Raw genomic sequence first — 26,991 nt, 5'->3', positions numbered from 1 at the left:
TCCGACTGAGTGGGACGGTTTTATTTTCGAGATCAATCCAACCATCGTGGTCGCAGTCTGACGTCAGGTATCAGCGTTGGATGCATGCTCCACTTCAGTTCTCACGCCGAACAACTGATCGGCAATCCGCCGACCGCGCTCTAACCCTTCCTCCGTTAACCAAATTGACTTGTTCCTGTTCACCGGATCACTGATGAAACCATGTTCATGCAATCGGTTCATGACTTCGAAGTCGAAACCTTTCCAGGCATTGCCGCCGTCGAAACTGAAGGTTGTCAAAAGGGCAAGCACGGCGTCTTCAATGAGTTTGTCGTCGTATTCCATGATCATTGCTCCGCTCATATTCAATAGCTGTCGTCGGGTCTGTGATGGGCGTTCCATTCCCCCTCTGACACTCATCAAAACACAAGAATAGTGCGTTCAACCTGGTGGCGCAGATGAGTCGTCCCCCCCCACGGCTTATAGCCAACTATTCAACTGAGCCGGTATCACCCGGTAACTGACTCAGCACTGATGGTGTCTGGGCTGGCGCATTCGCGAGCAGGCTGCTCCCACAGGGAATGCCTCATCGCATCTGCTCCGTAGAATGCCCATGGTTCTGATGCTTCTTCACACCAGTAATGCTTGCTATACATCCCCCTCGACACGCCCACCGGGCATTCGGCCAGTGAATGAACGCCCCACGCGGCACTCATCTAGACTGAATGGAGAGTCGTAGGCAGAACCGAACACGTCGTTTTGGTGCAGTTCGATCAATAGCGGCGTGGCAAGCTGCCCTTTATGCCCGGTAGAGGCGCGGCGAAGACCGCGTCGGGCACAACAAGATGCCCGCCAAGGGTGCCCTGGCCATCGGCCTGACAATGCCACGATACCGTGACGTGGTGTGAATGCCGCAGCCGACACTTTCGGACGACCGACGACCTTCTGGTTTGTCCGTGACCGTGAGGATTGCTGAATGCCTGATGAGAGTTTGCACCTGTCTGTGGTCAACAGCCTGCTGGAGCGCCACAAAGGCTCTGCGGGTGCGCTGTTGCCCATTCTTCATGATATTCAGGAGCGCATCGGGTACATCCCCGATACCGCCGTCCCCGAGATTGCCCACGCCCTCAATCAGAGTCAGGCCGAGATTCGTGGGGTGATCAGTTTTTACCATGACTTCCGTACCGCACCGCCCGCGCGGCATATCCTGCGGCTGTGCCGGGCTGAGTCGTGCAAGAGCCGTGGTGCCGAGCAGTTGGCGGCGCAGTTGCGCGAGCGTCTGCAACTGGATGATCACGGCAGCAGCGCCGATGGCAGCATCAGTTTGCGTCCGGTGTATTGCCTGGGGGCGTGCGCCTGTTCGCCAGCGCTGGAGCTGGATGGTCGGGTGCATGCGCGGCTCAGTGCCGAGCGGCTGGATGCGATGCTTGATGCTTGCCGGGAGGACGCGTGATGCCCGCTTTCTATGTGTCTGGTGATTCGGTCGCCCGTGCCGTGGGTGCAGAAGAAGTTGTGGTAGCCCTTATCACCCATGCCCGGGGACGCGTTGTGCCGCTGGAGATAAAACGCACCAGCTCGCGGGGCCTTTACTGGCTGGAACCACTGCTGGAAGTGGACACGCCGCAAGGCCGTTTCGGCTTCGGTCCGCTGACAGATGCTGATGTGCCGTCTGTGCTCGAAGCGCTCAAAGGCGACCCGTCTTCTCATCCACTGGCCTTGGGCCTGGTGGAAGAGTTGCCCTATCTGAAAACTCAGCAGCGCCTGTTGTTCGCCCGCGCCGGCATCACACAGCCGCTGTACATCGACGATTACCAGGATCATGGCGGTTTCGAGGGTTTGAAAAGAGCCATCGCTATCGGTGGCGAACAGACTGCGACTGAGGTGTTCGATTCGGGCCTGCGTGGCCGTGGCGGCGCGGCCTTCCCCGCCGGGATCAAATGGCGCACGGTGCGCGCGACCGAAGCCGCGCAAAAGTACATCGTGTGCAACGCCGACGAAGGCGACTCCGGCACTTTCGCCGATCGCATGTTGATGGAGGGCGACCCTTTCCTGCTGATCGAAGGCATGGCCATCGCGGGCATTACCGTCGGCGCCACTTACGGCTACATCTATGTGCGCTCGGAATATCCGGATGCCGTGGTCATCCTGCGCAACGCGCTAGAGATTGCCCGGTCGAACGGTTACCTCGGCGCCAACGTCGGCGGCAGCGGCCTGGCCTTCGATATGGAAGTGCGGGTCGGTGCCGGTGCGTACATCTGCGGTGAGGAAACCGCGTTGCTGGATTCGCTGGAAGGCAAGCGCGGGGTGGTCCGCGCCAAGCCGCCGATTCCTGCCTTGAAGGGTTTGTTTGGTCAGCCAACGCTTGTGCACAACGTGCTGACGCTGGCCTCGGTGCCGCTGATTCTGGCCAAGGGCGCGCAGTTCTATCGCGACTACGGCATGGGCCGTTCCCTGGGCACCATGCCTTTCCAGTTGGCGGGCAATATTCGTCACGGCGGGCTGGTGGAACGGGCCTTTGGCCTGACGCTGCGGGAACTGGTGGAAGACTACGGCGGCGGGACCGCCAGTGGCCGGCCGCTGAAGGCCGCGCAAGTGGGTGGCCCGCTCGGCGCCTGGGTGCCGCCGTCGCAATTCGATACACCGCTGGATTACGAAGCCTTCGCCGGCATTGGCGCGATGCTCGGTCACGGTGGTGTGGTGGTGGCGGACGACACGCTGGACATGGCTCAAATGGCGCGCTTCGCCTTGCAGTTCTGCGCCGAGGAATCCTGTGGCAAGTGCACGCCGTGCCGCATCGGTTCGACCCGGGGCGTGGAGGTGATCGACCGAATGCTGGCCGCGCCGGACCAGAGTGGTCGCGATGAACAGGTGCTCATCCTCAAGGACCTGTGCGACACGATGCAATACGGTTCGCTGTGCGCGCTGGGCGGCATGGCCCCCTTCCCGGTGGTCAGCGCCCTCAAGTACTTCCCTGCTGACTTCGGTCTGCAAGCCTCGGAGGCCGAGCAATGATTACTCTCTTCGACCCGAAAACCGATATCGACCTCGGTACGCCAGCCCGCGACAGCGACGTGCAAGTCACCCTGAGCATCGATGGCCGCAGCATCAGCGTGCCCGAAGGCACCTCGGTGATGCGCGCTGCTGCGTTGCTGGGCACCACCATTCCCAAACTCTGTGCCACCGACAGCCTGGAAGCCTTCGGCTCCTGCCGCATGTGCCTGGTGGAGATCGACGGCATGCGCGGTTATCCGGCGTCCTGCACCACGCCGGTCACCGAAGGCATGACCGTGCACACCCAGACACCGAAGCTCGCGACCCTGCGGCGCAATGTCATGGAGTTGTACATCTCCGACCACCCGCTGGACTGCCTGACCTGTTCGGCCAACGGCAACTGCGAACTGCAAACCGTGGCCGGCCAGGTCGGCCTGCGGGAGGTGCGTTACGGCTATGAAGGCGACAATCATCTGGCCGATGTGAAGGACACTTCCAACCCGTATTTCGACTACGACCCGAGCAAGTGCATCGTCTGCAACCGCTGCGTACGTGCCTGCGAAGAAACCCAGGGCACCTTTGCCCTGACCATCACCGGGCGCGGTTTTGAATCCCGGGTGGCGGCGGCCGGTGGGGATAACTTCCTCGACTCGGAATGCGTGTCCTGCGGCGCCTGTGTGCAGGCCTGCCCTACTGCGACCCTGATGGAAAAAAGCGTGGTCGAACTGGGCCAGCCCGAGCGCAGCGTGATCACCACGTGCGCCTATTGCGGCGTGGGCTGCTCGTTCCGGGCCGAGATGAAAGGCGACCAACTGGTGCGCATGGTGCCGGACAAAAACGGCCAGGCCAACCACGGCCACTCTTGCGTCAAAGGCCGCTTCGCCTGGGGCTACGCCACGCACCCGGATCGCATCACCAAACCGATGATCCGCAAGCACATCAACGACCCTTGGCAGGAAGTCAGCTGGGATGAAGCGGTGACCTACGCCGCCAGCGAATTCCGTCGGTTGCAGCAGAAATATGGCCGCGATTCGATTGGCGGGATCACCTCCAGCCGCTGCACCAACGAAGAAACCTACCTGGTGCAGAAACTGGTGCGCGCGGCGTTCGGCAACAACAACGTCGACACGTGTGCGCGGGTTTGCCACTCGCCGACAGGTTATGGTTTGAAGCAGACGTTGGGCGAATCCGCCGGCACTCAGAGTTTCGATTCGGTGATGCAGGCCGACGTGATTCTGGTGATGGGCGCCAACCCCAGCGATGCGCACCCGGTATTTGCCTCTCAGCTCAAGCGCCGTCTGCGTGAAGGGGCGCGGCTGATTGTGATCGATCCGCGACGCATTGATCTGGTGGATTCGGTGCACGCCCGCGCGGAATATCACCTGGCCCTGCGCCCCGGTACCAACGTCGCCATGCTCAACGCCTTGGCGCATGTGATCGTCACCGAAGGCTTGCTCAATCAGGCCTTTATCGACGCCCGTTGCGAGGGCAGTGATTTCGCCAATTGGCGCGAGTTCGTCAGCCGGCCGGAAAACTCGCCAGAAGTGCTGGGCGCGATCTGCGGCGTGCCCGCTGCCGACATTCGTGCCGCTGCGCGTTTGTATGCCACTGGCGGTAATGCGGCGATTTATTACGGGCTCGGGGTGACTGAGCACAGTCAGGGCAGCACCGCCGTCATGGGCATTGCCAACCTGGCCATGGCCACCGGCAACATCGGCCGCGAAGGCGTGGGCGTGAACCCGCTGCGGGGGCAGAACAACGTGCAGGGCTCCTGTGACATGGGCTCCTTCCCCCATGAGTTGCCTGGCTACCGGCATATTTCCAACGAAGTGGTGCGGACTCAATTTGAACAGGCGTGGAACGTCACCCTGCAATCCGAGCCGGGCCTGCGCATTCCCAACATGTTCGAAGCGGCGTTGGGCGGCAGTTTCAAAGGCCTGTACTGCCAGGGCGAGGACATCGCCCAGAGTGATCCGAATACCCAGCACGTCACCGCGGCCCTGTCGGCCATGGAATGCATCGTGGTGCAGGATATTTTCCTCAACGAAACCGCCAAGTTCGCCCATGTGTTTTTGCCGGGCAGTTCGTTTTTGGAGAAGGACGGGACGTTTACCAACGCCGAGCGACGGATCTCCCGGGTGCGCAAGGTCATGGACCCGCTGGGCGGCAAGGCCGACTGGGAAGGCACGGTGGCGCTGGCCAATGCTCTGGGCTATACGATGCACTACAAGCATCCGTCAGAAATCATGGATGAAATCGCCAGCCTGACGCCGACCTTCACCAATGTCAGCTACGCCGAACTGGAGCGCCACGGCAGCCTGCAATGGCCGTGCAACGCGGCGGCGCCGGACGGCACGCCGACCATGCACATCGAGGAGTTCGTGCGCGGCAAGGGGCGTTTCATGCTGACCGGGTATGTGCCTACCGAGGAGAAGGTCAACAGTCGTTATCCGCTGTTGCTGACCACTGGGCGCATCCTCAGCCAGTACAACGTGGGGGCGCAGACACGGCGCACCGAGAACGTTGCCTGGCATGATGAAGACCGGCTGGAAATCCATCCGACCGACGCCGAAAGCCGTGGCATCAATGAAGGTGATTGGGTCGGCATCGGCAGCCGCGCCGGACAGACTGTGCTGCGGGCGCGGATCACCGAGCGGGTCGCACCAGGCGTGGTGTACACCACGTTCCACTTCCCGGAATCGGGGGCCAATGTGATTACTACTGACAACTCCGACTGGGCGACCAACTGTCCGGAGTACAAGGTCACGGCCGTGGAAGTCAGCCGCGTGTATCACCCTTCGGAATGGCAGAAGCGCTTCCAGGCGTTCAGCGACGAACAGGACCGTTTGCTCAAGGATCGCCGCCACGCCCGTGGCGATAAAGCGGAGGTACGCCGATGAGCACGGACAACCTGATCAAGATGGCCAACCAGATCGCCCAGTACTTCGCCACCCAACCGGACCAGGAACAGGCCGTGCTCAGCGTGCGCAATCACCTGCAGATGTTCTGGGCACCGAGCATGCGCAAGGAATTGCTGGCGTGGCAGGTGGAGCACAAAGGGGCGGATTTGCATCCGTTGGTGCAGGCGGCGGTGAGTGGGGCGGGTTGGTAGCGACAAAAAACCACAACTGTAGGAGCCGGCTTGCTGGCGATGGCGGTTTGTCAGGCGATATCTGTGTGGGCCTTGTGTCCGCTATCGCCAGCAAGCCGGCTCCTACAGGTTGGGTGTTTCCTGTTCGGTTCAGAGCAGGTGTTGAGAGATCAGCTTCGAGACTTCGACCATCGAGGTCTTGCCGGTGAATTCGAATTTCACTTTGCCCAGCGATGAAAAGTAGATTTCCAGTTCGGAATCCAGATCGAACGTGCCCGAGGTTTCCACCGAGTACGCCACGATGTTTTTGTAGGGCAACGAGGTGAAGTCTTTCTTGCTGCCGGTGAGGCCCTGCACGTTCACCGCGATGATGCGTTTGTTGGTGAACACCACACCGTCGCGCATGGATTTGTAGGAATCGATGACGTGCTCACCGTCCAGCAATAGGGCGGTCACGCGTTCGGCGTATTCGTCGTTTTGCTTGAGCTTGAAAAATCCCTTGTTGTTGAAGTCGATCATGGGTCATTCCCTATGGGTCAAAACCCGCATCTAACCACGACTTCGTGGCATTCGGCCTGCCTTACTTGTCTGCGCCTGTTACCCGCACGGCAGTCTCGATCGCCCGCACGCTGATCGCCGCGAAGATCGCGGTCAACAGCACGCCGTTGAACCCGAGCAATATCGCCAGTAATCGCGACAGCCCCTGCTTTGGTACGAGTTCGCCATAGCCGATGGTCAGGCCCGTAACGAAGCCGAAGTAGATGCCGTCGAAAGGCTGCCAGCCTTCCAGGTAACTGATGATCAGGCCGAAGGTGACGATGACCACCAGCATGGTGGACAGGATCGGCCAGACGACTCCCAGGTAGTAGCCGACGGCTTTGTAGAATTCACGACGGATGTGCGACGTTCTGATGAGTTTCATTTCATGGGTTTCCTGTGGGCGGCAGGCGAATAGGTATCCCATCAGCTTGGCACAAGAATTGGAAAACGATGGCCGGACCAACGGACCGTGGCATCGGCGCAACAGCGATTAAGCTGCAATGACCAAGCACCGGAGAATCCCCCATGTCCAAGCACTTGCTCGCGCCGCTCCTGCTCGCCGTGGCCGTGGCCCTCGGCGGATCGTCCTGCCATGATTCCAGCCAGGACGACCAGGCGAGGCCGCCCATGAACAGTGACAGCGGCAGGATCATCCCGCCGCAACAACGCATGCCCTCGACCCTGCCGCGACCGAGGATGTAGCGCCTAGTTCGCTTCGCTTTCGCGGATCAGTTTTTTGTTGATCTTGCCGACGCTGGTCTTGGGGATTTCGGCGACGAACTTGAACTGCTTGGGGATCGCCCATTTGTTGATGCGCCCGCCGTCGACGAAGGCTTGCAGGTGGGTCTCCAGAATCTTGCGATCGAGGAATTGACCTGGCTCACTGACGACCATCGCCATCGGGCGTTCGCCCCACTGTTCGTCGACGATGCCCACCACCGCGACCGACATCACCGCCGGGTGTTCGCTGATCAGGCTCTCCAGTTCCAGGGAGCTGATCCACTCGCCGCCGGTCTTGATCACGTCCTTGATGCGGTCCTTGATTTCCACGCCACCGAGCGCGTCGATGGAAGCCATGTCGCCGGTGTGCAGCCAGCCGTTGTGCCAGAGTTCGGCGCCCTTCTCCTTGTCTTTCAAATAACCTTGGGTCAGCCACGGTGCGCGCACCACGATTTCGCCGAGGGACTCACCATCGTGGGCGACGTCGTCCCCGTTGGCGTCGATGATTTTCAGGTCGACCATCGGCACCGTCGTGCCGGTTTTGATGCGGATCGGCAATTGGGCTTCGCGGGGCAGCGCGAGGTCTTCGTCGCGCAGGTAGGTCAGGCACAGCAACGGGCAGGTTTCCGACATGCCGTAACCGGCGTGCACCAGCATGCCTTTGGCGCTGGCTTCGCTGGCGATGCCGAGCGTCAGGGCGCTGCCGCCAAGGAGCATTTTCCAGCCGTCGAAACGCGCCTGTTTGCCTTCCTCACAGTTGAGGATCATTTGCAGGATGGTCGGCACGCAGTGTGAGAACGTGACCTTCTCTTCGCGATACAAACGCACCAGGCTGTTGGGTTCGTAGCGGCCAGGATAGACCTGCTTGATGCCCATGAGGGTCGCGACATACGGCACGCCCCACGCATGCACGTGGAACATCGGCGTGATGGGCATGTACACGTCGTCGGAACGCAGCAGCGGCTGGCCTTGATAGACGCCCAAGGTACCGACGGCATTCAGGGTGTGCAGGACCAATTGGCGATGGGTGAAGTACACGCCTTTGGGGTCGCCGGTGGTGCCGGTGGTGTAGAACAGGGTCGCCACCGAGTGCTCGTCAAAGTCGGGGAAGTCGTACTGGTCGGACGCCTCGGACAGCAGGTTTTCATACTCGCCCAGCACCGGCAAAGACGTAGCGGCAGACGTGTCGTCGCTCAGCTGGAGGAAGCCTTTCACCGTGGTCAGCCGCCCGTGAATCTGCTCCACCAGCGGCAGGAAATCATCATGCACCAGCACCAGATCATCCTCGGCGTGGTTCATGGTGTAGAGCACCTGCTCCGGCGACAGGCGAATGTTCACCGTGTGCAGCACCGCGCCGATCATCGGTACGGCGAAGAAGCATTCCAGGTAGCGGTGGCTGTCCCAGTCGAGCAAGGCCACGGTATCGCCGGCCTTGACCCCGGCTGCCGTCAGCGCGTTGGCCAGGCGGCGGATGCGTTTGTTGAGCGTCTGGTAGCTGTAGCGCAGCTTGTCGGCGTAGACGATTTCCCGTCCCGGCTCGTAGCGCACGCCGGACAGCAGCAATTGCTTGATCAGCAGCGGGTAGGCATAGGCGCCGTCGGCGGGTGGAATTATTTTTGTCGCCATCATGATGGGGTTCCTTGTCCGGTCAGAACTGCTCGGCTTGCAGGGCGAACAGGCATTCGCTGCCCGCCTTGGCCGATGCGCTCAGCGAGTGGATACGCGGCAGCAAGCGGGCGAAGTAGAAGCGCGCGGTGGCCAGTTTGCTGGCGTAGAAGTCGTCCGTGGAATGGGTGCTCATGGCCGCCTTGGCCATGCGTGCCCACAGGTAGGCGTAGGCGGTGTAGCCGAACACGTGCAGGTACTCGACCGAAGCCGCGCCGATTTCATTCGGGTTGCTTTGGGCGCGGTCCAGCAGCCACGAAGTCAGTTCGTCGAGGGTGTCGACGGCGGCGTTCAACGGCCTGGTGAACTCGCCGAGGTCAGCGCAGGCATTGGCGGTGAAGTTGCGGATCTCCGAGGCGAACAAGCGGTAAAGCGCTCCGTCGCTGCCGACGATCTTGCGCCCGACCAGGTCCAGGGACTGGATGCCGTTGGTGCCTTCGTAGATCTGGGTGATGCGCACGTCACGTACCAGTTGCTCCTGGCCCCACTCGCGGATGTAGCCGTGGCCACCGAAAATCATCTGGCCGTGCAGGGTGGTTTCCAGGCCCATGTCGGTGAGGAAAGCCTTGGCCACCGGGGTCAGCAGCGCTACCAACTCCTGGGCGCGGTGGCGACGGACTTCATCTTCGCTGTACTTGGCGGTGTCCAGTTGCAGGGCCACGTAGCTGGAAAACGCGCGACCGCCTTCGTTCAGGGCTTTCATGGTCAGCAGCATGCGACGCACATCGGGGTGGACGATGATCGGGTCGGCGGCTTTTTCCTTGAACTGCGCACCGGTGGGCGCGCGGCTTTGCAGGCGATCACGGGCATATTCGACGGCGTTCTGATACGAACGCTCGCCCTGCGCCAGACCTTGAATGCCCACGCCCAGGCGCTCGTAATTCATCATGGTGAACATTGCCGCCAGGCCTCTGTTCGGGGCGTCGATGATCCAGCCCGTCGCGCCGTCGAAGTTCATCACGCACGTAGCGGACGCCTTGATGCCCATTTTGTGTTCGATGGAGCCACAGGACAGCGCATTGTGTTCGCCCAGTGAGCCGTCGTCGTTGACCAGCACCTTGGGCACCAAAAACAGTGAGATACCTTTCGGGCCTGCCGGTGCATCGGGAAGACGCGCCAGCACCAGGTGGATGATGTTTTCGGTCAGGTCGTGCTCGCCGCCCGTGATGAATATCTTGCTGCCGCTGACCTTGTAGCTGCCGTCCGCCTGCGGCTCTGCGCGGGTGCGGATCATGCCCAGGTCAGTGCCGGCATGGGCTTCGGTCAGGCACATCGAGCCGGTCCAGGTGCCGGCGTACATATTTGGCAGGTACTTGGATTTCAACTCTTCGCTGGCGTGGGCGTTGATCGACAGGCAGGCGCCCGCCGTGAGCATCGGGTACAGGCCGAACGACAGGCTGGCCGAGTTGACCATCTCTTCAACCTGCGCCGAAATTGCCTTGGGCATGCCCATGCCGCCGAACTGCGGATCACCGCCGACGCCGACCCAGCCACCTTCGGCAAACGCTTGATACGCGGCGATGAAACCCTCCGCGGCGCTGACCGCGCCGTTGTTCCAGGTGCAGCCCTGTTCGTCGCTGGCGCGATTCAGTGGCGCGACCACTTCAGCGCTGATCTTGCCGGCCTCTTCGAGGATCGCGGCGGCGGTTTCTTCATCGATCACGTCCGCCAGGCCGGGCAATTTGGCCCACAGCCGGGACACCTGGAAAACCTCGTTGAGTACGAAGCGCATGTCGCGCAAAGGAGCTTTGTAGTCAGACATTGTGGGCTTACTCGGAAGTGGTCAGGGCATGAGGCACGCCCGGACGTTCAGTGGATTCGGTGGTTTCGGCGGGCGTGACGGGTGCGGTTTGCGGCACCCGTTCACGCAGCAGGAAGTACGACAGCGCCGGAATCAGGATCAGCGCGCCGAGCATGTTCCACAGGAACATGAAGGTCAGCAGAATGCCCATGTCGGCCTGGAACTTGATCGGCGACCAGACCCAGCACACCACGCCCGCGGCGAGGGTGATGCCCACCAGCCCGACCACCCGGCCGGTGAACGACACCGCATTGCGGTAGGCCTGGGACAACGGCAGGCCCTGGCGCTGGAAGTGCAATTGCACGCTGAGCAGGTACAAGGCGTAGTCGACGCCGATCCCCACGCCGAGGGCGATCACCGGCAGGGTCGCGACTTTCACGCCAATGCCCATGGCGACCATCAGCGCTTCACAGAGGATCGAAGTCAGCACCAGTGGCAACAGCGCCACCAGCGTGGCGCGCCAGCTGCGGAAGGTGATCAGGCAGAACAGCGTCACCGCCGCGTAGACATACAGCAGCATGGTGCGGTTGGCTTCGCGCACGACGATGTTGGTCGCCGCTTCGATGCCAGCGCTGCCAGCCGCCAGCAGGAACTGACGATCTTCAGTGCTGTTGTCCTTGGCGAACTTGTCAGCGATGGCCACCACGGCGTCCAGGGTTTCAGCCTTGTGATCCTTGAGGAAGGTGATCACCGGCATCAGCGAGCAGTTGTTGTTGAACAGCTCCGGCGAGTTGACCGAGGCTTGCTGCGCGGCGTAGTTGAGCACGTCCTGGTTGCGCTGGATGCTGTTGAGCTTGGGGTTGCCTTCATAAGTGCCGGCCGTGATCTGGCGCACGGCGTTGACCAGCGAAGTCGTTGCCTGCACGCCCGGATACTGCTGCAGTTCCCAGGCCAGACGATCGGCAAGCACCAACGTCTTGTAGTTCAGGCAGCCCTCCGGCGCGGTCTTGATCATCACCGCGAACAGGTCGCTGGACAGCGCGTAATGCTGGGTGATGTAGGCGTTGTCGCGGTTGTAGCGCGAGTCGGCACGCAGCTCCGGCGCGCCACTTTCAAGGTCGCCGATTTTCAGGTTGAGGCTGACCATGAAGCCGCCGATGCCCATCAGCACCGCGACCAATACGGCACCCGTGGCCCACTTGCGCGTGGTAAAGCGGTCGAGCAAGTCCCAGAGTTTGCCGAAGCCTTTGTGGTGTTCGGCGCGGGTGTCGATTTTCAGCGCGCGTTCGGCCGCCTTGGCACCGACGCCGACATAGGACAGCGCCACCGGCATCAGCAGCAGCGAGGTGAAGATCAACACGGCGACACCGATACTGGCGGTGATCGCCAGGTCCTGGATCACCGGAATGTCGATCAGCATCAGCACCGCAAAGCCCACGGCGTCGGCCAGCAGCGCGGTGACACCCGCGATAAACAGACGGCGGAAGGTGTAGCGCGCGGCGATCAGTTTGTGGGTGCCACGAGCGATGTCCTGCATGATGCCGTTCATCTTCTGCGCCGCGTGGGACACGCCGATGGCGAAGATCAGGAACGGCACCAGCACCGAGTACGGGTCAATGGCATAGCCGAGCCAGGCGACGATGCCCAGTTGCCAGACCACCGCGATCAGCGAGCAGCCGATCACCAGCAAAGTGCTGCGCACGCAACGGGTGTAGGCGTAGATGATTGCCAGTGACGTGATCACGGCCAGGCCGAAAAACATCATCACCTGGATCAGGCCGTCGATCAGGTCGCCCATCAGTTTGGCGAAGCCGATCACCCGGACCTTGTACTGGCCCTTGCCCTCCTCCCCGGATTGACGCGCAGCGCTGTCGCCGGCGTATTCGATCTTGTCGCGCAGCTGCTCTTCGAGCATCTGCGAGAACGCGTGATAGTTGATGGGTTGGCCACCGGCGGCGGCTTTGTCCAGCAGCGGCACGATCAACATGCTCGACTTGAAGTCGCTGGCCACCAGGCTGCCGACCAGACCGGCGCGGGAGATGTTCTGGCGCAGTTGTTCGATCTGCTCAGGTTGCCCGGAATAGGTGTCGGGCATTACCGGGCCACCCTGGAAACCGTCCTCGGTGACTTCGGTCCAGCGCACCGCCGGGCTCCACAGGGATTTCATCCACGCGCGATCGACGCCTTCGGTGAGGAACAACTGGTCGTTGACCTGCTTGAGTACGTCGAGGTACGCGGGGTCGAAAATATCGCCTTGGGTGTTCTCGACCACGACCCGCACCGAGTTGCCGAGGCCACGCAACGACTGGCGGTTTTCGAGGAAATTCTGGATGTAGGGTTGGCTCTGCGGAATCATTTTTTCGAAGCTGGGGCGCAGCTCAAGGCGCGTTACCGCCATGAAACCCAACACCACGGTGGCCAGCGCCATCAGCAGCATGAACAACGGCCGATAGTTGAACACCCACCGTTCGAGGAGGTTGCCGGAGTGCTGGTCGAAATCCCGCAGTTCGCGGATCACCGGCATGGCGTCTTGTTTGATATTGCCCATGTCTGGGTTCTCGCTCTTAGGGTTCGAGGGCTAGCGTCTGGGCGCCACGGCTGCCCGCGACCACCAACGCACCAGCGGCGGACTGGGTGGCACCGGCGACCGGCGTCGACACCGGTTGGCGCAGCAGGCGCATTTGCGCGCCCGTGCCTTGGCTGACCAGCATCTGCCCGCCCTGGGTGAACAGGCGGTAATTGCCATGCGCATCGATCAGGCCAGCGGTGATGCTGACGTGCAGTCCGGTCTCGAGTGCGGTCCAGTTCAGGCCGCCATCGGTGCTGCGCAGGACGTTGCCGCGCAGGCCATAGACGAGCACTTCGCCCGGTTTGCCGAGCACGCCGAAGAAACTGCCCTGGTAAGGCGTCGGTACAGCGGCGAAGCGTTGGGCGTTGCCATCCCATTTGAGCAACAGGCCTTGTTCGCCGGCGATGTAGAGCGCGTCGCCGGTGGAGGCGATGGCGTTGAGATGGAAACCTTGCGGGTTGTCGGTGCGATCCTGGAATGGCGCCCAGCTCTGGCCGCCGTCGTCGGTGCGCAGGATCAGATTGAACACGCCGACCACGTAGCCGGTTTTGTCGTTGGCGAACCAGACATCGAGCAGCGGTTTGTCCGCACCCTGCTCAGTCAACCGTTGGCCCTCGGCGACCAGCAACGGCCATTGCTCGTTGCCCGGTTCGGCACTGGCCAATGCCGAATAGTGTTCGACCAGCAAAGCGCCGATCTGCAGACCGTCGAGCTGTTTATGCCAGGTCGCGCCGGCGTCGCTGCTGTGCAGCACCACGCCGTCATTGCCCACCGCCCAACCCTGGGTGGCGGTCGGAAAATTCACGGCCGTGAGATCGGCACTGACCGGCACGGTGGCCTGTTGCCAATGCTTGCCGGCGTCGTCGGAAAACACAATATGGCCGCGCTGGCCGACGGCGATCACGCGCTCACCGGCGCGGGCCATGCCGGACAACGGGCTGTTGATGGCCAAGGCACTGACTCTGGCGGGCAGGTCCAGCACGTCGACGTAATCGGCCGCGTGGCTGATGCCCTGCGACAGGCAGAGCACGACGCCAAACGCCAGCTGCAGATAGTTTTTATACGAACACATACCGCGTCCTCTTCGGAAAAACTCGCCGGGACACACTTTCGTGTGCCTGGCGTTCATGCCGTCTGCAGGCGCGAGCTTGCTCGCGATGGTCGTGAACGATGACGCGTGCTGTCTGAATGCCCGCGTCGCCCTCGGGTCCATCGCGAGCAGGCTCGCTCCCCCAGTGGATCGTGGCTTAGCGAATGCCGGCGCCGGCCAGGGATTCCGACGACCATTGCGCCTTGGAGAGCGGATCGATGTACTTGATGCCGCCATACGGGCCGACGACACCGTTGATGTTGTAGGAACCGCCCACCAGGTCGTAGATCATGAAAGGCGTCGAGTCCGGCACCTGCTTGTCGTAGCTCTGGCTGAGGAAGGCGAAGGAACCGCGATAGAGCTGACCACGGGCGTCATATTGATCCGAGGCCAGAGCGGTCCAGCTGTCTTCGTCGAGGTAGAAGCGGCGCTTGGCGTAGATATGACGGGCACCGGCCTTGAGGGTGCCTTCGACGACCCACACGCGGTGTTTTTCCCAGCGCACGAAGTCCGGCGCGAGGTGGTTGGCGCTGGTCAGCGACTTCGGATCCTGGGCGTAGGTCAGCTTGTAGGTGTTGTAGGGCACGATCATTTCCTGCTTGCCCACCAACTTCCAGTCGTAGCGATCCAGCGCACCGTTGAACACGAACACGTCGTCGTAGGTGCCCGCACCGGCGGTCCCCGGGTTAGGCGTGTCGTAGGCCAGGTTCGGTGCGAGTTTGACCCGACGCTGCCCCGGCAGGTATTGCCAGGCGCGACGCGGTTGCTGCAACGGGTTGGCGGCGTCTTTGAGCATGACCGCTTCGCCGGCCCGGCGCGCAGGGCCGGTGTACGACAGCTTCATCTGGTAGTACACGTCGGCGCTGCTGATCGGCTGCGACAGGTTTTCGTAGATCGGATAGGAAATGAACGCCTGCCCGGTGGTCGCCAGGCTCGGCACGCCTGCGGAGTCAACGTTCCAGGAGTCGTACTTGGAGTTGATGCTCACGCCCTGATAACGCAGCAGGAAGTTCCACATCGCTTCGTTGCCCGACTGTGGAATCGGGAACGGTACGCCCGGCAGCACGTTGTCGATGGCCAACCCGTTTTCCAGGGACTTGGCACCGCTGGCGTTCTTCACGCCGTTATCCAGAATGGCCTGGGGCAGCGAGACGGTACGGTGAGTCGGGAACACATCGACCCGGAACGTCGGGAAGCGCTTGGCCAATTCGACGGTGGTGGCGCTGAGCATGTTTTTGTACTGATCGACGTTTTTGCCGTCGATCACCAGCAACGGCTTTTCATTGGCAAACGGGTCCGGGCGCATGCTGTCGCCGGATTTGAAACTGGCGGGCGGCGTGGTCAGGCCACCGTTGTAGGCCGGAATGGAACCATCAGCGTTCCCGGCTTTTTCAGCGCCCACCAAGGTCAGACTGGTGCCCAGCTTGGCAGCTTCCTGGGTTGAAACAGCGGCCTGTGCCTGGGCGGCAAGGACCATGGCCAGTGAAACGGCCAACACGGTTTGTGCGAATTTCATGTTGTTATTCTCCTGCTTGCATTGAGCAAATCAGTGGTGAATCAAAAAGTGGTTTTCATCGTCAGGTAAACGGCGCCACGGTCCTCAGTCGTTGCACCACCACCGGAGAAGGCCGAGTAGCCACCGGCGTAACAGGCGTAGTTTTCGTTGCCGCTGAAGGCGTTCGGCGTGGAGCCGTCGCCACCGGTCGGGCCGGTGCTGGTGCCGCTGACGTTGCACTTGTCGGTTTTGCCGAAGGAATCCACGTACTTCAGGTCGACGAAGTATTTGTTGTACACAACGGCCCCGAGGCCGATGGCGTAGTTGCCGGTGTCTTTGGCACCGCCACCGGAGACCGGCGACACGCCATCGAGACCGAGGTTGACCGACATCGGCGCGTTGAGATCGACGCCGGGGAACACCTGGTACCAGGTCGGTGTGAAGTTGACCGCGATGCCCCAGTTGTCCCGGGTCGGCGCGTCGATACCGCGATAGCTGTCCTTGCCTTTGTAGAGCGCCTCGTTCTTGCTATCGAGCTTGAGCAGGTTGCTGTAGTACAACTCGCCGAGCAGGGTCGCGGAATCGAACAGCGGCGTATCGGCAATGGTCATCAGGCCATTGAGCGTCCAGTGCAGGGTGTCGCCGGTGGCGGCCATGCTGTCGCCTTTTTCCGGGGTGTCGTACACCACGCCAGTGGCGGCGGTACGCGCCGGCAGCAGGCCAAGACCCTGGCCCAGGCCCAACGGGCTGTTGGTGCTGACAATCGCCGGAATACTCGCCAGCGGCATGTTGTGGCGGATGTTCAGGTCCGAACCCACGCTCACCCCGCCGACGTCCTTGGACAAGCTCAGGCCTACAATCTTGATGTTGTCGGCGTAGGCCAGTTGATAGGTCGCGGTGTTCAGCGAGTTGAGGGTGTTGACCACCGCAGGCACTTGCCCGGCCGGGCGGGTGCCGTTGGCATTGGCCGAGGACACGCCACGGGCATCGAGCCAGGCTTGCGGCAGGATTTCCGAAGTCTCGCGGTAGTAAACGCCGAGGGTGCCATCCAGCCAGGCCGGCGACCACTTGGCCATGACGCCCCAGTCGCCGCGCTTGTCCGGCGTCAGGTCATGGCCGCGACGGACGTTGGTCAAGCCATTGCACGGCGCCAGGCCACAACCGAGCGGGCTGCCCGGAACCACCGCGTTGGTGTTGCCGAGCAGGAACGACTGCGCGCCGAAACCGACCAGGTCGGAACCGCCGTAATAGGTGCCCGCTTCCGGCAGTCGCGCTTCGTCCCAATCGAGGAAGTACTGGGCGCCGACGGTCAATTCCGGGTTGACGGTGAACGACATCGACAGCTGGTTGCGCGGGACGAACAGTTCCTTGGCCTCAGTGCCCGGCGATGCGGCGAGTTTGGCCAGGTCAAGGCCCGACTGACCGTAGCTGACCGAGTGCACCGGGTTGAGCAGGGTCTCGCCCCAGAACACGTTGTGCTGGCCGGCCTTGACGCTCAGCAGCGATTGCTCACCGACTTCGGTGCTGTAGAACACGAAGGCGTCGAGGATTTCACCCGACGGGCCGGTGTAGTAGCGCTGGGCGTAGTTGCTCAGGTGCGGGCTGCCGGTACCGACGTTGTCATTGGTGACGCCTGCCAGACGCGGGTCGTTGGCGATCAGGCCCGAGGTCGAACCGTTGCCGTTGACGAACGGGTTGGAGTTGGAGCCGGCGTTCTCGTAGGCCTTGTCGTACCAGCTGGCGGCGCTGACGCGAAAGCCCATGCGGTTCTGGTAGACCACGTCCATCTCGGTCAACAGGTCGACGCGGTTGGTGATGTTGGTGCCGGCCTTGCGGAAGTTGTAATCGCCGTCGTTGTTGTTCGGGGTGGCCAACAGGCGTTTGTCGGCGCTTTCGGTGCGCACGCCGTAGTTGTACTTGACGGTGTTGTCCAGGCGAACGGTCCAGTCCGGGTTTCCTGTCTCGATCTCGGCCGCATGGGCCATCGGCACCGTTGCCGCGAGAATGGCCGAGGCCAGCAAGCTGTAGCGTGAAGGGGTGAACCCGTGACTCTTGTTGTTGTGCATTGCGTTGTCTCCGCCTTTTTGTATTTGTTTTAAGCGCAGCCGCCCTCTCGCGGACCTCTTCGGGCCAACGTTTCAGGAGTGAGGGCAAATGCCGGCTGGCGTGATGCCTGCCGGTTCCTGTATTAGCGATCCAGCTGCAGGATCAGCGCCTCGGCTTGCGCCCAGTGGCCAAATCCTGCGGCCGGATTGAGATGGCCGACTTCGCCCAGATCGAGCAATTCGGCGCCCCAGTTTTCAGCCATGCGTGACACGGCGGAAAAACTGGCCAGGTGATCGTTGGTGCTGCCGGCCACGATGCTGCGGAACGGCAGTGGGCCTTGTGGCAGTGGGTTCCAGCCCTGGCTGCTGAGGGTTTCGGAAGACGGATAGTTGGCCGGCCAGACCGCATCGAGGTCCGGTGGTGCGGCCAGCAACGCGCCCTTGATCGGACGGCTGAACTGCGCCGCCCAATGCGCGACCATCAATACGCCAGCGCTGTGGGCAACCAGAATCACCGGCCCGTCGATCTGCTCCAGTTCATGCTGGATAGCGCGTACGCGGGCACCGCAGTCGAGCTTGTCGGTCTCCAGCGGCGGGACGCTGCGCACCTTGGCGAGCTTCGCTTGCAGCAGCGTTTGCCAATGCTCGGCAACGTGCTCGCGCAGGCCCGGTACGATCAGAACGGTGGCGGCAGTTTGCAATTTGTCCACGGTCAACACCTTCGCTTTCTCGATATCTCGACTGGCTGTTTCGCCAGGGGCTTTTTGTAGGGTCGACATTAAAGAGCGCCCACTCGAGGCGCTTTACATTGGACGTCAGGCACTTTTCTTTTGATGACAAATTGTCCGACACTTTATCGCTTCGACCGCTGGTCGAAAAACCTCGCAGGTTGGCGCAGGGTCACTGTAATCAACGGATGAGGCTGGATTACTCCCGCCAGCTGCGCTGATTCGACGGCGCTCAGCGTGAAATCCATCGACGACAAGACAACTGTTCAACAGTCGATGCGCTGGATATAGTCGCCACGCTCATGCCATTCGCCATCGGCCCAGGGAAGACCCACGCATGCCCAAGCTTGTTCGCGCCGCTGTACTGACCAACTACCTGGAGGTCACCCAGTATCTGGGCTTCAACCCGCGCGATGCATTGGCCGCCGTTGGCCTGAGCAGGGCTCAATTACTGGCCCCCGAACATCGCATTCCCATCGATTCCGCTGTGCGGTTGCTGGAGGACTCGGCCGCCGCCAGCGGTTGTCAGACTTTCGGCCTGAGCATGGCCGAGTCGCGCCAGCTCTCGGACTTCGGCGTGGTCAGCCTGTTGCTCAGCCATCAGCGCACCCTGCGCGATGCCTTGCAGGTGGTGGTGCATTACCGGCATTTGATGAACGACTCGCTGGCGATCTTCATCGAAGAGGCCGGCAAGATGGTGATCATTCGCGAAGAGGTGGTCACCGAAACGCCGATGCCCAGCCGCCAGGCCACCGAGCTGGCCATCGGCGTGATGTTTCGCCTGTGCTCGGCGCTGCTCGGCTCGCATTGGCATCCCTACAGCGTCAACTTCATGCACCAGGCGCCGGACAATCTGCATCTGCATCGACGGCTGTTCGGCTGCACCCTGGAGTTCGGCAGCGAGTTCAACGGCATCGTCTGCTCCGACGCCAGCCTCGACATGACCAACCCCAACGCCGACCCGGCCATGGCCCGCTACGCGCAAAGTTACCTCGACTCGCTGCAGAGTAATCAAGGCACCTCGATGCTGTTCGAAGTGCGCAAGGCCATCTACCTGCTGCTGCCCATGGGCCGCGCCACCATCGAACAAGTCGCCCAGAGCCAGGGCATGAACGTGCGCACGCTGCAACGTCGCCTGAAAGACGATGGCTGTGCGTTCAATGACGTGATCAACGACGTGCGCCGCGATCTGGTGCTGCGATATCTGGATAACCCGAATTATCCGCTGAGCCGGATCGCCGACATGCTGGGCTACTCGATGGCGAGTTCGTTTACCCGGTGGTTTATCAGCCAGTTCGGCATGCCACCGGCGACGTGGCGGGCGCAGAAGCAGAAGCCGTCCTGATAGCCCGGCAAAAAAAACGGCGACCGCTGGCACAGTCGCCGCAAAGAGCGAAATGGTAATGCCCCCCCTGTAGGAGTGAGCCTGCTCGCGATGACGGAGTGTCAGCCGACATCAATGCCAAATGTCAGGCCGCTATCGCTGGCAAGCCAGCTCCCACAGGTTTTGTGTGATGGCTAGAGCCCCCAGCGCAGCAAGAGCAGCACCAGCACGACGAGGAATACCGTCTCCCCCACCATCAGCAAAATCGGCTTGATCCCGACCGCTGCCAGCTCCTTCAAACGGGTTTTCATGCCCAGCGCACTGATCGAAATCACCAGGCACCAGCGCGACAGTTCGTTGACCGAGCCCTGCACCGCCGGGGCCACCCAACCGGTGCTGTTGATGCACGCCAGTATCAGGAAACCCACCGCAAACCACGGCAACAACGGCGGCCGCTTGCCGGTCGGATCGGCGCCCTGCAGGCGGGTGATCATCGCGGCGGTGACGATCACCGGCAGCAGCATGGCGACACGCATCAGCTTGACCACCGTGGCCGTGTCGCCCGTCTCGGTGGACATGCTGTAGCCGGCGCCAACCACTTGGGCGACATCGTGAATGGTCGCGCCGAGGAACACGCCTGCCACCTGCGGCGACAACTCCAGCCAGTTGGCGATCATTGGATAAACAATCATCGCCAGGGTCGACAGCGCCGACACGCCAATCACGGTGAACAACGTCGCTCGCTCTTTCTGCGGATGATTCGGCAGCGCCGCCGCCAGCGCCAACGCCGCCGAAGCACCACAAATCGCCGTCGCGCCGCCCGTCAGCATGCCGAACAGTCGCTGAAATCCCAGGGCCTTGGCCGCGATCACAGAAACGCCAATGGTCACCACCACCAGAATCACCACCAGCGCAATCGGCTTCCAGCCCAGCGCCGCCATCTGCTCCAGGGTGATGCGCATCCCCAGCAGCGCCACGCCGATGCGCAGCACCGTGCGCGCGGTGAATTCGACGCCGGCCTTGCACGGGCCGTCATCGGCGAGAAAATTCAGGGCCATGCCCAGCAGCAAGGCGAACAGCATGACCGGCGCACCGTAATGCTCGGACAAAAACGACGCAGCGGCCGCCACGATCAGGCTGACGATAAACCCCGGCGCCAGTTCGCGCGTGCGACTGTGGATACGGGTGAGAGCGATGGCGCTCATGGCGCGGACTCCTCGCAAGTGATAACGATGAACGCCTGGTCGTCGATGATCTCGACCGGGTAGCTCGTGACTTTGACCAGCGTGGAATTGAGCAGATAACCGCTGCGTAAATCGAAACGCAGGCCATGGGCGCAGCACTGAATCACCCGCCCTTCAAGACGCCCGCCACACAGCGAGGCACCTTGGTGCGGGCAACTGTCATCGATGGCAAACAGCTGCCCGTCGACGTTGAACAACGCCAGGCTTTTGTCTTCGAATTCGAACAGCGCACGACCTCCGGCCTGCGGGTATTTGCCGGCAGGTACGGGAATGCGCCGGGTCATGCCGGCTGCCGCTCGCGCTCGCTTTCCTTGAGGGCTTCGTGCATGGCCCCGAGCAGCGCCTGGGCAGGCTGCGCACCGATCACGGTCATGCGGTTGTCGAACTGGAAACTCGGCACGCCGCTGGTGGCGCCGGGGGCTCCGGCAAAGGGCGTGGCATCGCCCTTCAGGCAGTCGGCCACCGCGTCCGGGGCAATGCCGCAGGAGCGGGCAATGGTGAGCAAGGTCTCACGGCAACCGAGGTCTTCGCGTCTTTGGAAGTACGCGGCGAACAGTCGTTCGAGCAACATTTCGCGCTGCGCCCCATTGCCCCGCTCGCTGGCACGTTCGAACAAACGATGGGCATCAGCGGTGTTGGGCATTGTGGCGATGCGGCTCAGGTCAATCGTCAGTCCAACCGCACGGGCCGCCTCCTGCACCTGGGCCTGACGCATGGTCATGGCGTCGGCGTTGCCCAGGCGCTTGCGGTAGAAATCGGCGAAGGGTTCACCTTCTACCGGCAACTGCGGCAGCAACTGCACGCCATGCCACACCGTGGTGATCTGCACGTCCGGATGACGACTGCGAAACTGCACCTGCGCATGCTCAAGTTGACGTTTGCCGATCAGGCACCACGGGCAGATAAAATCGAAAAACACATCAATACGTAAACGACGACTCACAACTTCACCTCTATCCCGGCTTCATGGACGGGGCCAGGCACGCTCTGACCCTGAAGACGGGCAATATCTTTGTGGTAGTGACACTTGGCATAAAAGAACACCGCGGCTGCCGCGAGGCTGACCAGTGGCACCAGTTGAAACGCGGCATGCAAGCCGATGAGATCGGACACCCGACCGGTGATGAACGGCCCCGGTGCCAGCCCCAGCATGTTGTTGGCCAGGGTCAGCGTGGCGAACGCCGTGCCGTGCACCGAGTAATGCGTCAGGTTGGCGACCATCGCCCCGCAAGGGCCGGTGGTGCCGGTGGCGATCAACATGCCCAGGCAGATCAGCGCCAGTTGCAACGGCCCTGCCTGCAAGGCAAAAGCGGCCGACAGCAGCAGGCAACTGCCCAGGCAGAAGCCGATGGCCAGACTGACTTTGCGCTCCGGCGAGTGCCGGCACAGGCGATCGCTGAGCATGCCGCACAGGATCATCCCCGCGCCGCTGCACAACACGATGATCGCCGCCATGCCGCCCGCCTTGTCTGTCGGCATGTCGTAGTAGCGGTTGAGGTAGCTGGGAATCCACACCATCACCGTGCCGCCGACGAACAATTGCAAACCGCTGGCGACGTAGGTGGCTACCACCGAACGGCTCGACCACAACGTGCGCAGCGGTCGCTTGACCGCTGCGGCCGCCTTGGCGGCGCGTTGCGGGGCAATGCGTGCTTCCTTGACGATCAGCGGATAGAGCATCGCCAGCACCAGGCCGAACAGCGCCATGCCGGCGAACGACCAGCGCCAGCCCAGCTTCGCGGCAATGGCACCGCCCAAGGCCATGCCCAACACCGAACCGAACATGCCGCCGGCCATGAAGGCACTGGCCAGGGTGGCGCGCATGTGTTTCGGAAACACCGAAATCACCACGGCGATGCCGACGCTGCCATAGGCCGCCTCACCCACGCCAACCATGAACCGCGCGATGAACATCTGCTGGTAATCCTGGGCCAGTGCGCAGCCAAGGGTCGCCAGGCTCCAGAGCATCGCCATCAGCGCCAGGCTCTTGACCCGGCCGAAGCGGTCGGCCATCAGCGACAGCGGAAAGGTCAGCAACCCGACCATCAGCGCCACGATGCCGCTGAGCAGGCCGAGCTGGCCATCGCTCAGTGCCCACTCGCTTTTCAGCAGCGGGAACACCGCGTTCAACACCTGGCGCGACATGTAATCGGAAATCAACAGGCCAAACGTCAGGGCGAAGACGATCCAGGCATATTGGCGCGCAACCACAACTCCACCGGAGTCATCGTTGTCGGCGATTGGGTGAAAGGCCATGCAGCCTCCTCAAAGCTTCGTTTTATTGTTGTTATCAAGCGTGTAGCTGTTCGGCGAACGAGCGGTCACGGCCGCTCCTTCGCCGTGTCGGTCAGCCGCGTTGCGGCACACCTTTCTGTCCAGCCTTGCGGTTGGGGGCCATGCCGTTGGCCAACAGGGTTTCTTCGATGCTGTCGTACTTCACACCGATGCGATAAATCTCGCGGGCCTCTTTGCCCGTGGCGATTTCGCGACCCAGTTCGTGGGCGATGCGCACGGTTTGCTGGATCTGCGCCACCGAGCCGAAGCGATCACCCTTGTGATCAATGATAGTGTCTTCATTGCCCACACGCGGGTGCAGCCCCATGGCCATCGACATGGTGTTGAACGGCATCACGTTCTTGAGCAGCGACTCGGAAGTCAGGGTGCAACCGTCCGGCGCGCGGTGGATGAAGTTGAAGAAGTTGAACGGATTCGGGCCGTCGAAACCGCCACCGATGCCGATCCAGGTCAGGTTCAGCGGGCCTTTGTAAACGCCGCGACGTACCAGGCGCTCCAGGCTTTCCAAGGCGTGCATGCCGGTCAGCTGGAAGTGCGGCTGAATGCCGTTGTCCATCAGGCGCTTGAGGTGCTCGGCCACCCAGGCCGGGCCTGCCGGCACGGTCATTTCGCTATAGGCAGCCTGGTACAACGGGTTGGCCAGGGAGGTGCCTTCCAAGTATTCGGGATACAACAGCTCCATGATGTTCATCTGGGTGGTGTTGATCGCCACGGTGACCTGATCCGGCTTAGGGGTCAGTTCGGCCAGCATGTGACGGGTGTCGTCGGACAGCCACTTGGCCGCCTCACCGTCGCTTTCCGGAGCGAAGGAAATCGAGCCGCCAACCTGGATGATCATGTCCGGCACGGCTTCACGCACGCCGGCGATCAGCTCGTTGAATTTCGACAGGCGCTTGGAGCCCTTGCCGTCCAGTTCACGCACGTGCAAGTGCAACACGGTGGCACCGGCTTCATAGCAGTCGACTGCCTTCTGGACCTGCTCATCCATGGTCAGCGGGATGTCTTCCGGGAAATCTTCCGGCATCCATTCCGGGCCGTACGGGGCCACGGTAATGACTACCTTTTCCATCGTTTCCGGGTGCAGGGAATCGTCAAAAAATTGCATGAGTTACTCCAGTTCTTATGATTGTCCCGCCCACCCGGGGTCGCGCCGGGCAGGCGTGTTTACGAGAGCGAATGCAGAAACGGTGGATCAGTAAGTCTTGTCGCCGATGATCCCGGCGCGCTCCATCTTGCGATGGCACGGCGGGTAATCCATGACCGCGTAATGCTGGGTACTGCGGTTGTCCCAGATGGCGATGCTGTTGGGCTTCCAGCGCCAGCGCACTTGATACTCGGGGATGTACGCCTGGCTGATCAGGTAGCGCAGCAGTTCGCTCGCGCCTGGGTTGGCGTCCTGGCCGAAACGTACCCGGTCAGGGGTGTGGTAGTTGCTGAAGTGGGTGGTGAAGGCATTGACGAACAGCACCTTCTCGCCGGTATCCGGATGAGTGCGCACCACCGGGTGCTCGGCGTCCGGGTACATCGCTTTGAGGCCCAGGCGCTTCTCGATCGGCATGGCCGCACCGAAGCTGGCCTCGATGCTGTGACGGGCGCGCAGATTGGCGATCTTCAGCTTCACGTCTTCCGGCAAATTCTCGTACGCCAGGACCATGTTGGCCCACATGGTGTCGCCGCCCACCGGCGGGCACTCGACGCAGCGCAGCACGCAGCCCATCGGTGGGGCCTCGCGCCAGGTGGCGTCGGTGTGCCAGGCGTTTTCGTAGCGGTCCATCGGCTGGTCCGGACGCTTGTAGATCTGCACCAACCCCGGATGTTCCGGATCGCTGCCGGCCACCGGATGATCTTCCAGTTCACCGAAACGACGGGCGAAGGCCACGTGCTCGGCGCGGGTGATGTCCTGATCGCGCAGGAACACCACGCGGTGCTTGAGCAACTGGGCACGGATCTCGGCAAACAGACCGTCGTCATGCACCGCATCGGCCAGGTTGACGCCGATCAGTTCGGCGCCAATGCTGCAGGTCAATTGTTCGACTTTCATGGCTGGCCGCTCCTTAAATGACGAAAATCGACGAGCCAGTGGTCTTGCGCGACTCAAGATCCCGGTGCGCCTGCACCGCATCCTGCAAGGCGTAGTGCTGGTTGATCTCGATCTTGATGCGGCCGCTGCCAACGTGGTCAAACAACTCGCCAGCCAGCTCGGCTTTTTCCGCCGGGTCGCTGATGTAGTTGGCCAGCGCCGGACGGGTCAGGTAAAGCGAACCTTTCATCGCCAGCATCACCGGGTCGAACGCCGGGATCGGCCCGGACGCAGTACCCACGCAGACCATCAGTCCACGAGGCTTCAACGAATCCAGCGAACCCATGAAGGTGTTCTTGCCAACGCTGTCGAACACCACGTTGACGCCCACGCCATCGGTCAATTCGCGAACGCGGGCGGCGACGTCTTCGTGGCTGTAATTGATCGTATGGTCGCAACCGTGAGCCTTGGCGATCTCAGCCTTCTGCTCGGTGGACACGGTGCCGATCACGTTCAGGCCGAGCAGCTTGGCCCACTGCGAAACGATCAGCCCGACACCACCGGCGGCGGCATGCAGCAGAATCGTGTCGCCTTCCTTGAAGTCGTAGATGCGGCGCATCAGGTACGACGAGGTCAGGCCGCGCATGGTCATGGCGGCGGCGGTTTCGAAACTGATGGTTTCCGGCAGCTTGATCAGCGGCGCGGCCGGGATCAGGCGCTCGGTGCTGTAGGCGCCGAGGGTGTTGAGGAAACCGGTGTACGTGACGCGATCCCCCACCTGGACGTTGGTCACCCCTTCGCCGACAGCCTGGACCACGCCGGACGCCTCGACGCCCATGCCGTTGGGCATCGGGATCGGGTAAGTGCCATTGCGGAAGTAGGTGTCGGCATAGTTAAGGCCGACCGCCACATGACGCAGACGCACCTGGCCCGGACCGGGTTCGCCGACTTCAACGTCCTCATAACGCAGGACTTCAGGACCACCGGTTTCGTAAAAGCGTACGGCTTTAGCCATTTTTCTTATTCTCCAATCTGCAATATGGGCGTGTTGCATCGAATTGCGCTGATTGGACTGTAGGACGAGGCCTGTTGAGACGCTTCTCATCAGACGACAATGGCTTTTCATTTGGTGACAGGCGAGGCGGCTCCCTCCTGGGTGTCCGGGGTCTGTTCCCTGGTTTTTTCGCCGGCGGCAGGGGCTGCCGGGTTGGTAAACCCGGCCTTGGCGTTTTCGGCCTTGGTCTTGTGAATATCACAGCCCTGCAACTCACTCATCTGGGTGCAGCCGGACTTCTCAAGTTGCTTGCGGTACTTATCGTTGATGGCATGGGCCGGGGATTGGGCCAGCAGCAAAATCGCCAGTGCTGGCAAGATGAATTTGTTCATGGGTTCCTCTCTTCGATCGACATAGGAATGAAGCCGCATCGTTGGCTCACTTTAGCCTGCCCCGTCGT

24 protein-coding genes are annotated in these 26,991 nt (G+C 61.9%); 6 read left to right on the top strand and 18 right to left on the bottom strand.

The window, feature by feature from the left end:
• Positions 1 to 63: 63 nt before the first annotated feature.
• Positions 64 to 324 carry a DUF6429 family protein gene (locus tag M5G20_RS16135; protein ID WP_273919892.1) on the bottom strand — a complete coding sequence of 87 codons (261 nt, stop codon included), beginning with the start codon at positions 322 to 324 and terminating at the stop codon, positions 64 to 66.
• Between the two features lie 631 nt (positions 325 to 955).
• Here M5G20_RS16135 and M5G20_RS16130 point away from each other — a divergent pair.
• Genes M5G20_RS16130 through M5G20_RS16115 form a run of 4 tightly spaced genes read left to right on the top strand, consistent with a single transcriptional unit; the run spans position 956 to position 6,082 of the window.
• Positions 956 to 1,432: a formate dehydrogenase subunit gamma gene (locus tag M5G20_RS16130; RefSeq protein ID WP_273919891.1), complete on the top strand. Its 477-nt coding sequence runs from the start codon at positions 956 to 958 to the stop codon at positions 1,430 to 1,432.
• Positions 1,432 to 2,991, top strand: a complete 1,560-nt coding sequence (locus M5G20_RS16125; RefSeq protein WP_273919890.1) for a formate dehydrogenase beta subunit — start codon at positions 1,432 to 1,434, stop codon at positions 2,989 to 2,991. Before M5G20_RS16130 ends, M5G20_RS16125 begins: the two co-directional genes overlap by 1 nt.
• A complete protein-coding gene (fdhF, locus tag M5G20_RS16120) occupies positions 2,988 to 5,870 on the top strand; it encodes a formate dehydrogenase subunit alpha (RefSeq protein ID WP_273919889.1) in 2,883 nt (960 codons plus the stop codon). The genes M5G20_RS16125 and fdhF overlap by 4 nt, the downstream gene beginning before the upstream one ends.
• Positions 5,867 to 6,082 carry a formate dehydrogenase subunit delta gene (locus M5G20_RS16115; RefSeq protein ID WP_150731930.1) on the top strand — a complete coding sequence of 72 codons (216 nt, stop codon included), beginning with the start codon at positions 5,867 to 5,869 and terminating at the stop codon, positions 6,080 to 6,082. Before fdhF ends, M5G20_RS16115 begins: the two co-directional genes overlap by 4 nt.
• A 129-nt stretch (positions 6,083 to 6,211) precedes the next feature.
• On the opposite strand, the gene M5G20_RS16110 is transcribed toward M5G20_RS16115, so the two are convergent.
• Together M5G20_RS16110 and M5G20_RS16105 are read right to left on the bottom strand one after the other, a co-directional pair.
• Positions 6,212 to 6,580, bottom strand: coding sequence for a PH domain-containing protein (locus M5G20_RS16110; RefSeq protein ID WP_075946578.1), 369 nt, complete (start codon positions 6,578 to 6,580; stop codon positions 6,212 to 6,214).
• A gap of 61 nt (positions 6,581 to 6,641) precedes the next feature.
• Positions 6,642 to 6,983, bottom strand: a complete 342-nt coding sequence (locus M5G20_RS16105; RefSeq protein WP_150731929.1) for a potassium channel family protein — start codon at positions 6,981 to 6,983, stop codon at positions 6,642 to 6,644.
• 143 nt (positions 6,984 to 7,126) lie between these two features.
• Between M5G20_RS16105 and M5G20_RS16100 the strand changes: the two genes are divergently transcribed.
• Positions 7,127 to 7,303, top strand: a complete 177-nt coding sequence (locus M5G20_RS16100) for a hypothetical protein (RefSeq protein ID WP_273919888.1) — start codon at positions 7,127 to 7,129, stop codon at positions 7,301 to 7,303.
• Positions 7,304 to 7,306: 3 nt separating this feature from the next.
• Here M5G20_RS16100 and M5G20_RS16095 read toward each other — a convergent pair whose 3' ends face one another.
• From M5G20_RS16095 to M5G20_RS16065, 7 genes are all read right to left on the bottom strand, one after another.
• Positions 7,307 to 8,950: a fatty acid--CoA ligase gene (locus tag M5G20_RS16095; protein WP_273919887.1), complete on the bottom strand. Its 1,644-nt coding sequence runs from the start codon at positions 8,948 to 8,950 to the stop codon at positions 7,307 to 7,309.
• A 19-nt stretch (positions 8,951 to 8,969) separates the two neighbouring features.
• A complete protein-coding gene (locus M5G20_RS16090; RefSeq protein ID WP_273919886.1) occupies positions 8,970 to 10,748 on the bottom strand; it encodes an acyl-CoA dehydrogenase C-terminal domain-containing protein in 1,779 nt (592 codons plus the stop codon).
• A gap of 7 nt (positions 10,749 to 10,755) precedes the next feature.
• A complete protein-coding gene (locus tag M5G20_RS16085; RefSeq protein WP_273919884.1) occupies positions 10,756 to 13,275 on the bottom strand; it encodes an efflux RND transporter permease subunit in 2,520 nt (839 codons plus the stop codon).
• A 16-nt stretch (positions 13,276 to 13,291) separates the two neighbouring features.
• Positions 13,292 to 14,368 (bottom strand): WD40/YVTN/BNR-like repeat-containing protein, encoded by a 1,077-nt coding sequence (locus tag M5G20_RS16080; protein ID WP_273919883.1) that lies wholly within the window; start codon positions 14,366 to 14,368, stop codon positions 13,292 to 13,294.
• 175 nt (positions 14,369 to 14,543) lie between these two features.
• Positions 14,544 to 15,902 carry a DUF1329 domain-containing protein gene (locus M5G20_RS16075; protein ID WP_212625733.1) on the bottom strand — a complete coding sequence of 453 codons (1,359 nt, stop codon included), beginning with the start codon at positions 15,900 to 15,902 and terminating at the stop codon, positions 14,544 to 14,546.
• A 41-nt stretch (positions 15,903 to 15,943) separates the two neighbouring features.
• On the bottom strand, positions 15,944 to 17,947 hold the full coding sequence (locus M5G20_RS16070; protein WP_273919882.1) for a DUF1302 domain-containing protein: 2,004 nt from the start codon (positions 17,945 to 17,947) through the stop codon (positions 15,944 to 15,946).
• 122 nt (positions 17,948 to 18,069) lie between these two features.
• Positions 18,070 to 18,636, bottom strand: a complete 567-nt coding sequence (locus M5G20_RS16065) for an RBBP9/YdeN family alpha/beta hydrolase (protein ID WP_273919881.1) — start codon at positions 18,634 to 18,636, stop codon at positions 18,070 to 18,072.
• Positions 18,637 to 18,991: 355 nt separating this feature from the next.
• Here M5G20_RS16065 and M5G20_RS16060 point away from each other — a divergent pair, with 355 nt between their 5' ends.
• Positions 18,992 to 19,999 (top strand): AraC family transcriptional regulator, encoded by a 1,008-nt coding sequence (locus M5G20_RS16060; RefSeq protein ID WP_273919880.1) that lies wholly within the window; start codon positions 18,992 to 18,994, stop codon positions 19,997 to 19,999.
• A gap of 173 nt (positions 20,000 to 20,172) precedes the next feature.
• Here M5G20_RS16060 and M5G20_RS16055 read toward each other — a convergent pair whose 3' ends face one another.
• The 8 genes from M5G20_RS16055 to M5G20_RS16020 all read right to left on the bottom strand — a co-directional run bounded on the left by M5G20_RS16055 (position 20,173) and on the right by M5G20_RS16020 (position 26,923).
• Positions 20,173 to 21,183: a YeiH family protein gene (locus M5G20_RS16055; RefSeq protein ID WP_273919878.1), complete on the bottom strand. Its 1,011-nt coding sequence runs from the start codon at positions 21,181 to 21,183 to the stop codon at positions 20,173 to 20,175.
• Positions 21,180 to 21,506, bottom strand: a complete 327-nt coding sequence (locus tag M5G20_RS16050) for a Rieske (2Fe-2S) protein (protein ID WP_150731920.1) — start codon at positions 21,504 to 21,506, stop codon at positions 21,180 to 21,182. Before M5G20_RS16050 ends, M5G20_RS16055 begins: the two co-directional genes overlap by 4 nt.
• Positions 21,503 to 22,165 (bottom strand): DsbA family oxidoreductase, encoded by a 663-nt coding sequence (locus M5G20_RS16045; RefSeq protein WP_273919877.1) that lies wholly within the window; start codon positions 22,163 to 22,165, stop codon positions 21,503 to 21,505. The genes M5G20_RS16050 and M5G20_RS16045 overlap by 4 nt, the downstream gene beginning before the upstream one ends.
• On the bottom strand, positions 22,162 to 23,478 hold the full coding sequence (locus M5G20_RS16040; RefSeq protein WP_273919876.1) for an MFS transporter: 1,317 nt from the start codon (positions 23,476 to 23,478) through the stop codon (positions 22,162 to 22,164). Before M5G20_RS16040 ends, M5G20_RS16045 begins: the two co-directional genes overlap by 4 nt.
• Positions 23,479 to 23,569: 91 nt before the next feature.
• Entirely contained in the window at positions 23,570 to 24,622 is a 1,053-nt protein-coding gene (locus M5G20_RS16035; RefSeq protein WP_273919875.1) for a 3-keto-5-aminohexanoate cleavage protein, read from the bottom strand.
• A gap of 87 nt (positions 24,623 to 24,709) precedes the next feature.
• A complete protein-coding gene (locus M5G20_RS16030) occupies positions 24,710 to 25,558 on the bottom strand; it encodes a TauD/TfdA dioxygenase family protein (RefSeq protein WP_075946564.1) in 849 nt (282 codons plus the stop codon).
• A gap of 13 nt (positions 25,559 to 25,571) precedes the next feature.
• Positions 25,572 to 26,552, bottom strand: a complete 981-nt coding sequence (locus M5G20_RS16025; RefSeq protein WP_212625739.1) for a quinone oxidoreductase family protein — start codon at positions 26,550 to 26,552, stop codon at positions 25,572 to 25,574.
• Between the two features lie 107 nt (positions 26,553 to 26,659).
• On the bottom strand, positions 26,660 to 26,923 hold the full coding sequence (locus tag M5G20_RS16020; RefSeq protein WP_273919874.1) for a hypothetical protein: 264 nt from the start codon (positions 26,921 to 26,923) through the stop codon (positions 26,660 to 26,662).
• Positions 26,924 to 26,991: the final 68 nt, after the last annotated feature.

Origin of the sequence: Pseudomonas sp. TNT2022 ID1044 (genome assembly GCF_028656895.1) — a bacterium.
Lineage (GTDB): Bacteria > Pseudomonadota > Gammaproteobacteria > Pseudomonadales > Pseudomonadaceae > Aquipseudomonas > Aquipseudomonas reinekei.
Note: the sequence above shows the minus strand (reverse complement) of the source record. Positions and strands in the feature narration are given on the sequence as shown.

What these genes read in the sequence shown, in the direction of transcription:
- M5G20_RS16100 (WP_273919888.1), top strand. Translation starts at nt 7,127, where the DNA reads ATGTCCAAGCACTTGCTCGCGCCGCTCCTGCTCGCCGTGGCCGTGGCC.
- fdhF (WP_273919889.1), top strand. Translation starts at nt 2,988, where the DNA reads ATGATTACTCTCTTCGACCCGAAAACCGATATCGACCTCGGTACGCCA.
- M5G20_RS16080 (WP_273919883.1), bottom strand. Translation starts at nt 14,368, where the DNA reads ATGTGTTCGTATAAAAACTATCTGCAGCTGGCGTTTGGCGTCGTGCTC.
- M5G20_RS16115 (WP_150731930.1), top strand. Translation starts at nt 5,867, where the DNA reads ATGAGCACGGACAACCTGATCAAGATGGCCAACCAGATCGCCCAGTAC.
- M5G20_RS16070 (WP_273919882.1), bottom strand. Translation starts at nt 17,947, where the DNA reads ATGCACAACAACAAGAGTCACGGGTTCACCCCTTCACGCTACAGCTTG.
- M5G20_RS16105 (WP_150731929.1), bottom strand. Translation starts at nt 6,983, where the DNA reads ATGAAACTCATCAGAACGTCGCACATCCGTCGTGAATTCTACAAAGCC.
- M5G20_RS16040 (WP_273919876.1), bottom strand. Translation starts at nt 23,478, where the DNA reads ATGGCCTTTCACCCAATCGCCGACAACGATGACTCCGGTGGAGTTGTG.
- M5G20_RS16075 (WP_212625733.1), bottom strand. Translation starts at nt 15,902, where the DNA reads ATGAAATTCGCACAAACCGTGTTGGCCGTTTCACTGGCCATGGTCCTT.
- M5G20_RS16020 (WP_273919874.1), bottom strand. Translation starts at nt 26,923, where the DNA reads ATGAACAAATTCATCTTGCCAGCACTGGCGATTTTGCTGCTGGCCCAA.
- M5G20_RS16130 (WP_273919891.1), top strand. Translation starts at nt 956, where the DNA reads ATGCCTGATGAGAGTTTGCACCTGTCTGTGGTCAACAGCCTGCTGGAG.
- M5G20_RS16055 (WP_273919878.1), bottom strand. Translation starts at nt 21,183, where the DNA reads ATGAGCGCCATCGCTCTCACCCGTATCCACAGTCGCACGCGCGAACTG.
- M5G20_RS16035 (WP_273919875.1), bottom strand. Translation starts at nt 24,622, where the DNA reads ATGCAATTTTTTGACGATTCCCTGCACCCGGAAACGATGGAAAAGGTA.
- M5G20_RS16025 (WP_212625739.1), bottom strand. Translation starts at nt 26,552, where the DNA reads ATGGCTAAAGCCGTACGCTTTTACGAAACCGGTGGTCCTGAAGTCCTG.
- M5G20_RS16125 (WP_273919890.1), top strand. Translation starts at nt 1,432, where the DNA reads ATGCCCGCTTTCTATGTGTCTGGTGATTCGGTCGCCCGTGCCGTGGGT.
- M5G20_RS16050 (WP_150731920.1), bottom strand. Translation starts at nt 21,506, where the DNA reads ATGACCCGGCGCATTCCCGTACCTGCCGGCAAATACCCGCAGGCCGGA.
- M5G20_RS16090 (WP_273919886.1), bottom strand. Translation starts at nt 10,748, where the DNA reads ATGTCTGACTACAAAGCTCCTTTGCGCGACATGCGCTTCGTACTCAAC.
- M5G20_RS16060 (WP_273919880.1), top strand. Translation starts at nt 18,992, where the DNA reads ATGCCCAAGCTTGTTCGCGCCGCTGTACTGACCAACTACCTGGAGGTC.
- M5G20_RS16030 (WP_075946564.1), bottom strand. Translation starts at nt 25,558, where the DNA reads ATGAAAGTCGAACAATTGACCTGCAGCATTGGCGCCGAACTGATCGGC.
- M5G20_RS16135 (WP_273919892.1), bottom strand. Translation starts at nt 324, where the DNA reads ATGGAATACGACGACAAACTCATTGAAGACGCCGTGCTTGCCCTTTTG.
- M5G20_RS16085 (WP_273919884.1), bottom strand. Translation starts at nt 13,275, where the DNA reads ATGGGCAATATCAAACAAGACGCCATGCCGGTGATCCGCGAACTGCGG.
- M5G20_RS16110 (WP_075946578.1), bottom strand. Translation starts at nt 6,580, where the DNA reads ATGATCGACTTCAACAACAAGGGATTTTTCAAGCTCAAGCAAAACGAC.
- M5G20_RS16095 (WP_273919887.1), bottom strand. Translation starts at nt 8,950, where the DNA reads ATGATGGCGACAAAAATAATTCCACCCGCCGACGGCGCCTATGCCTAC.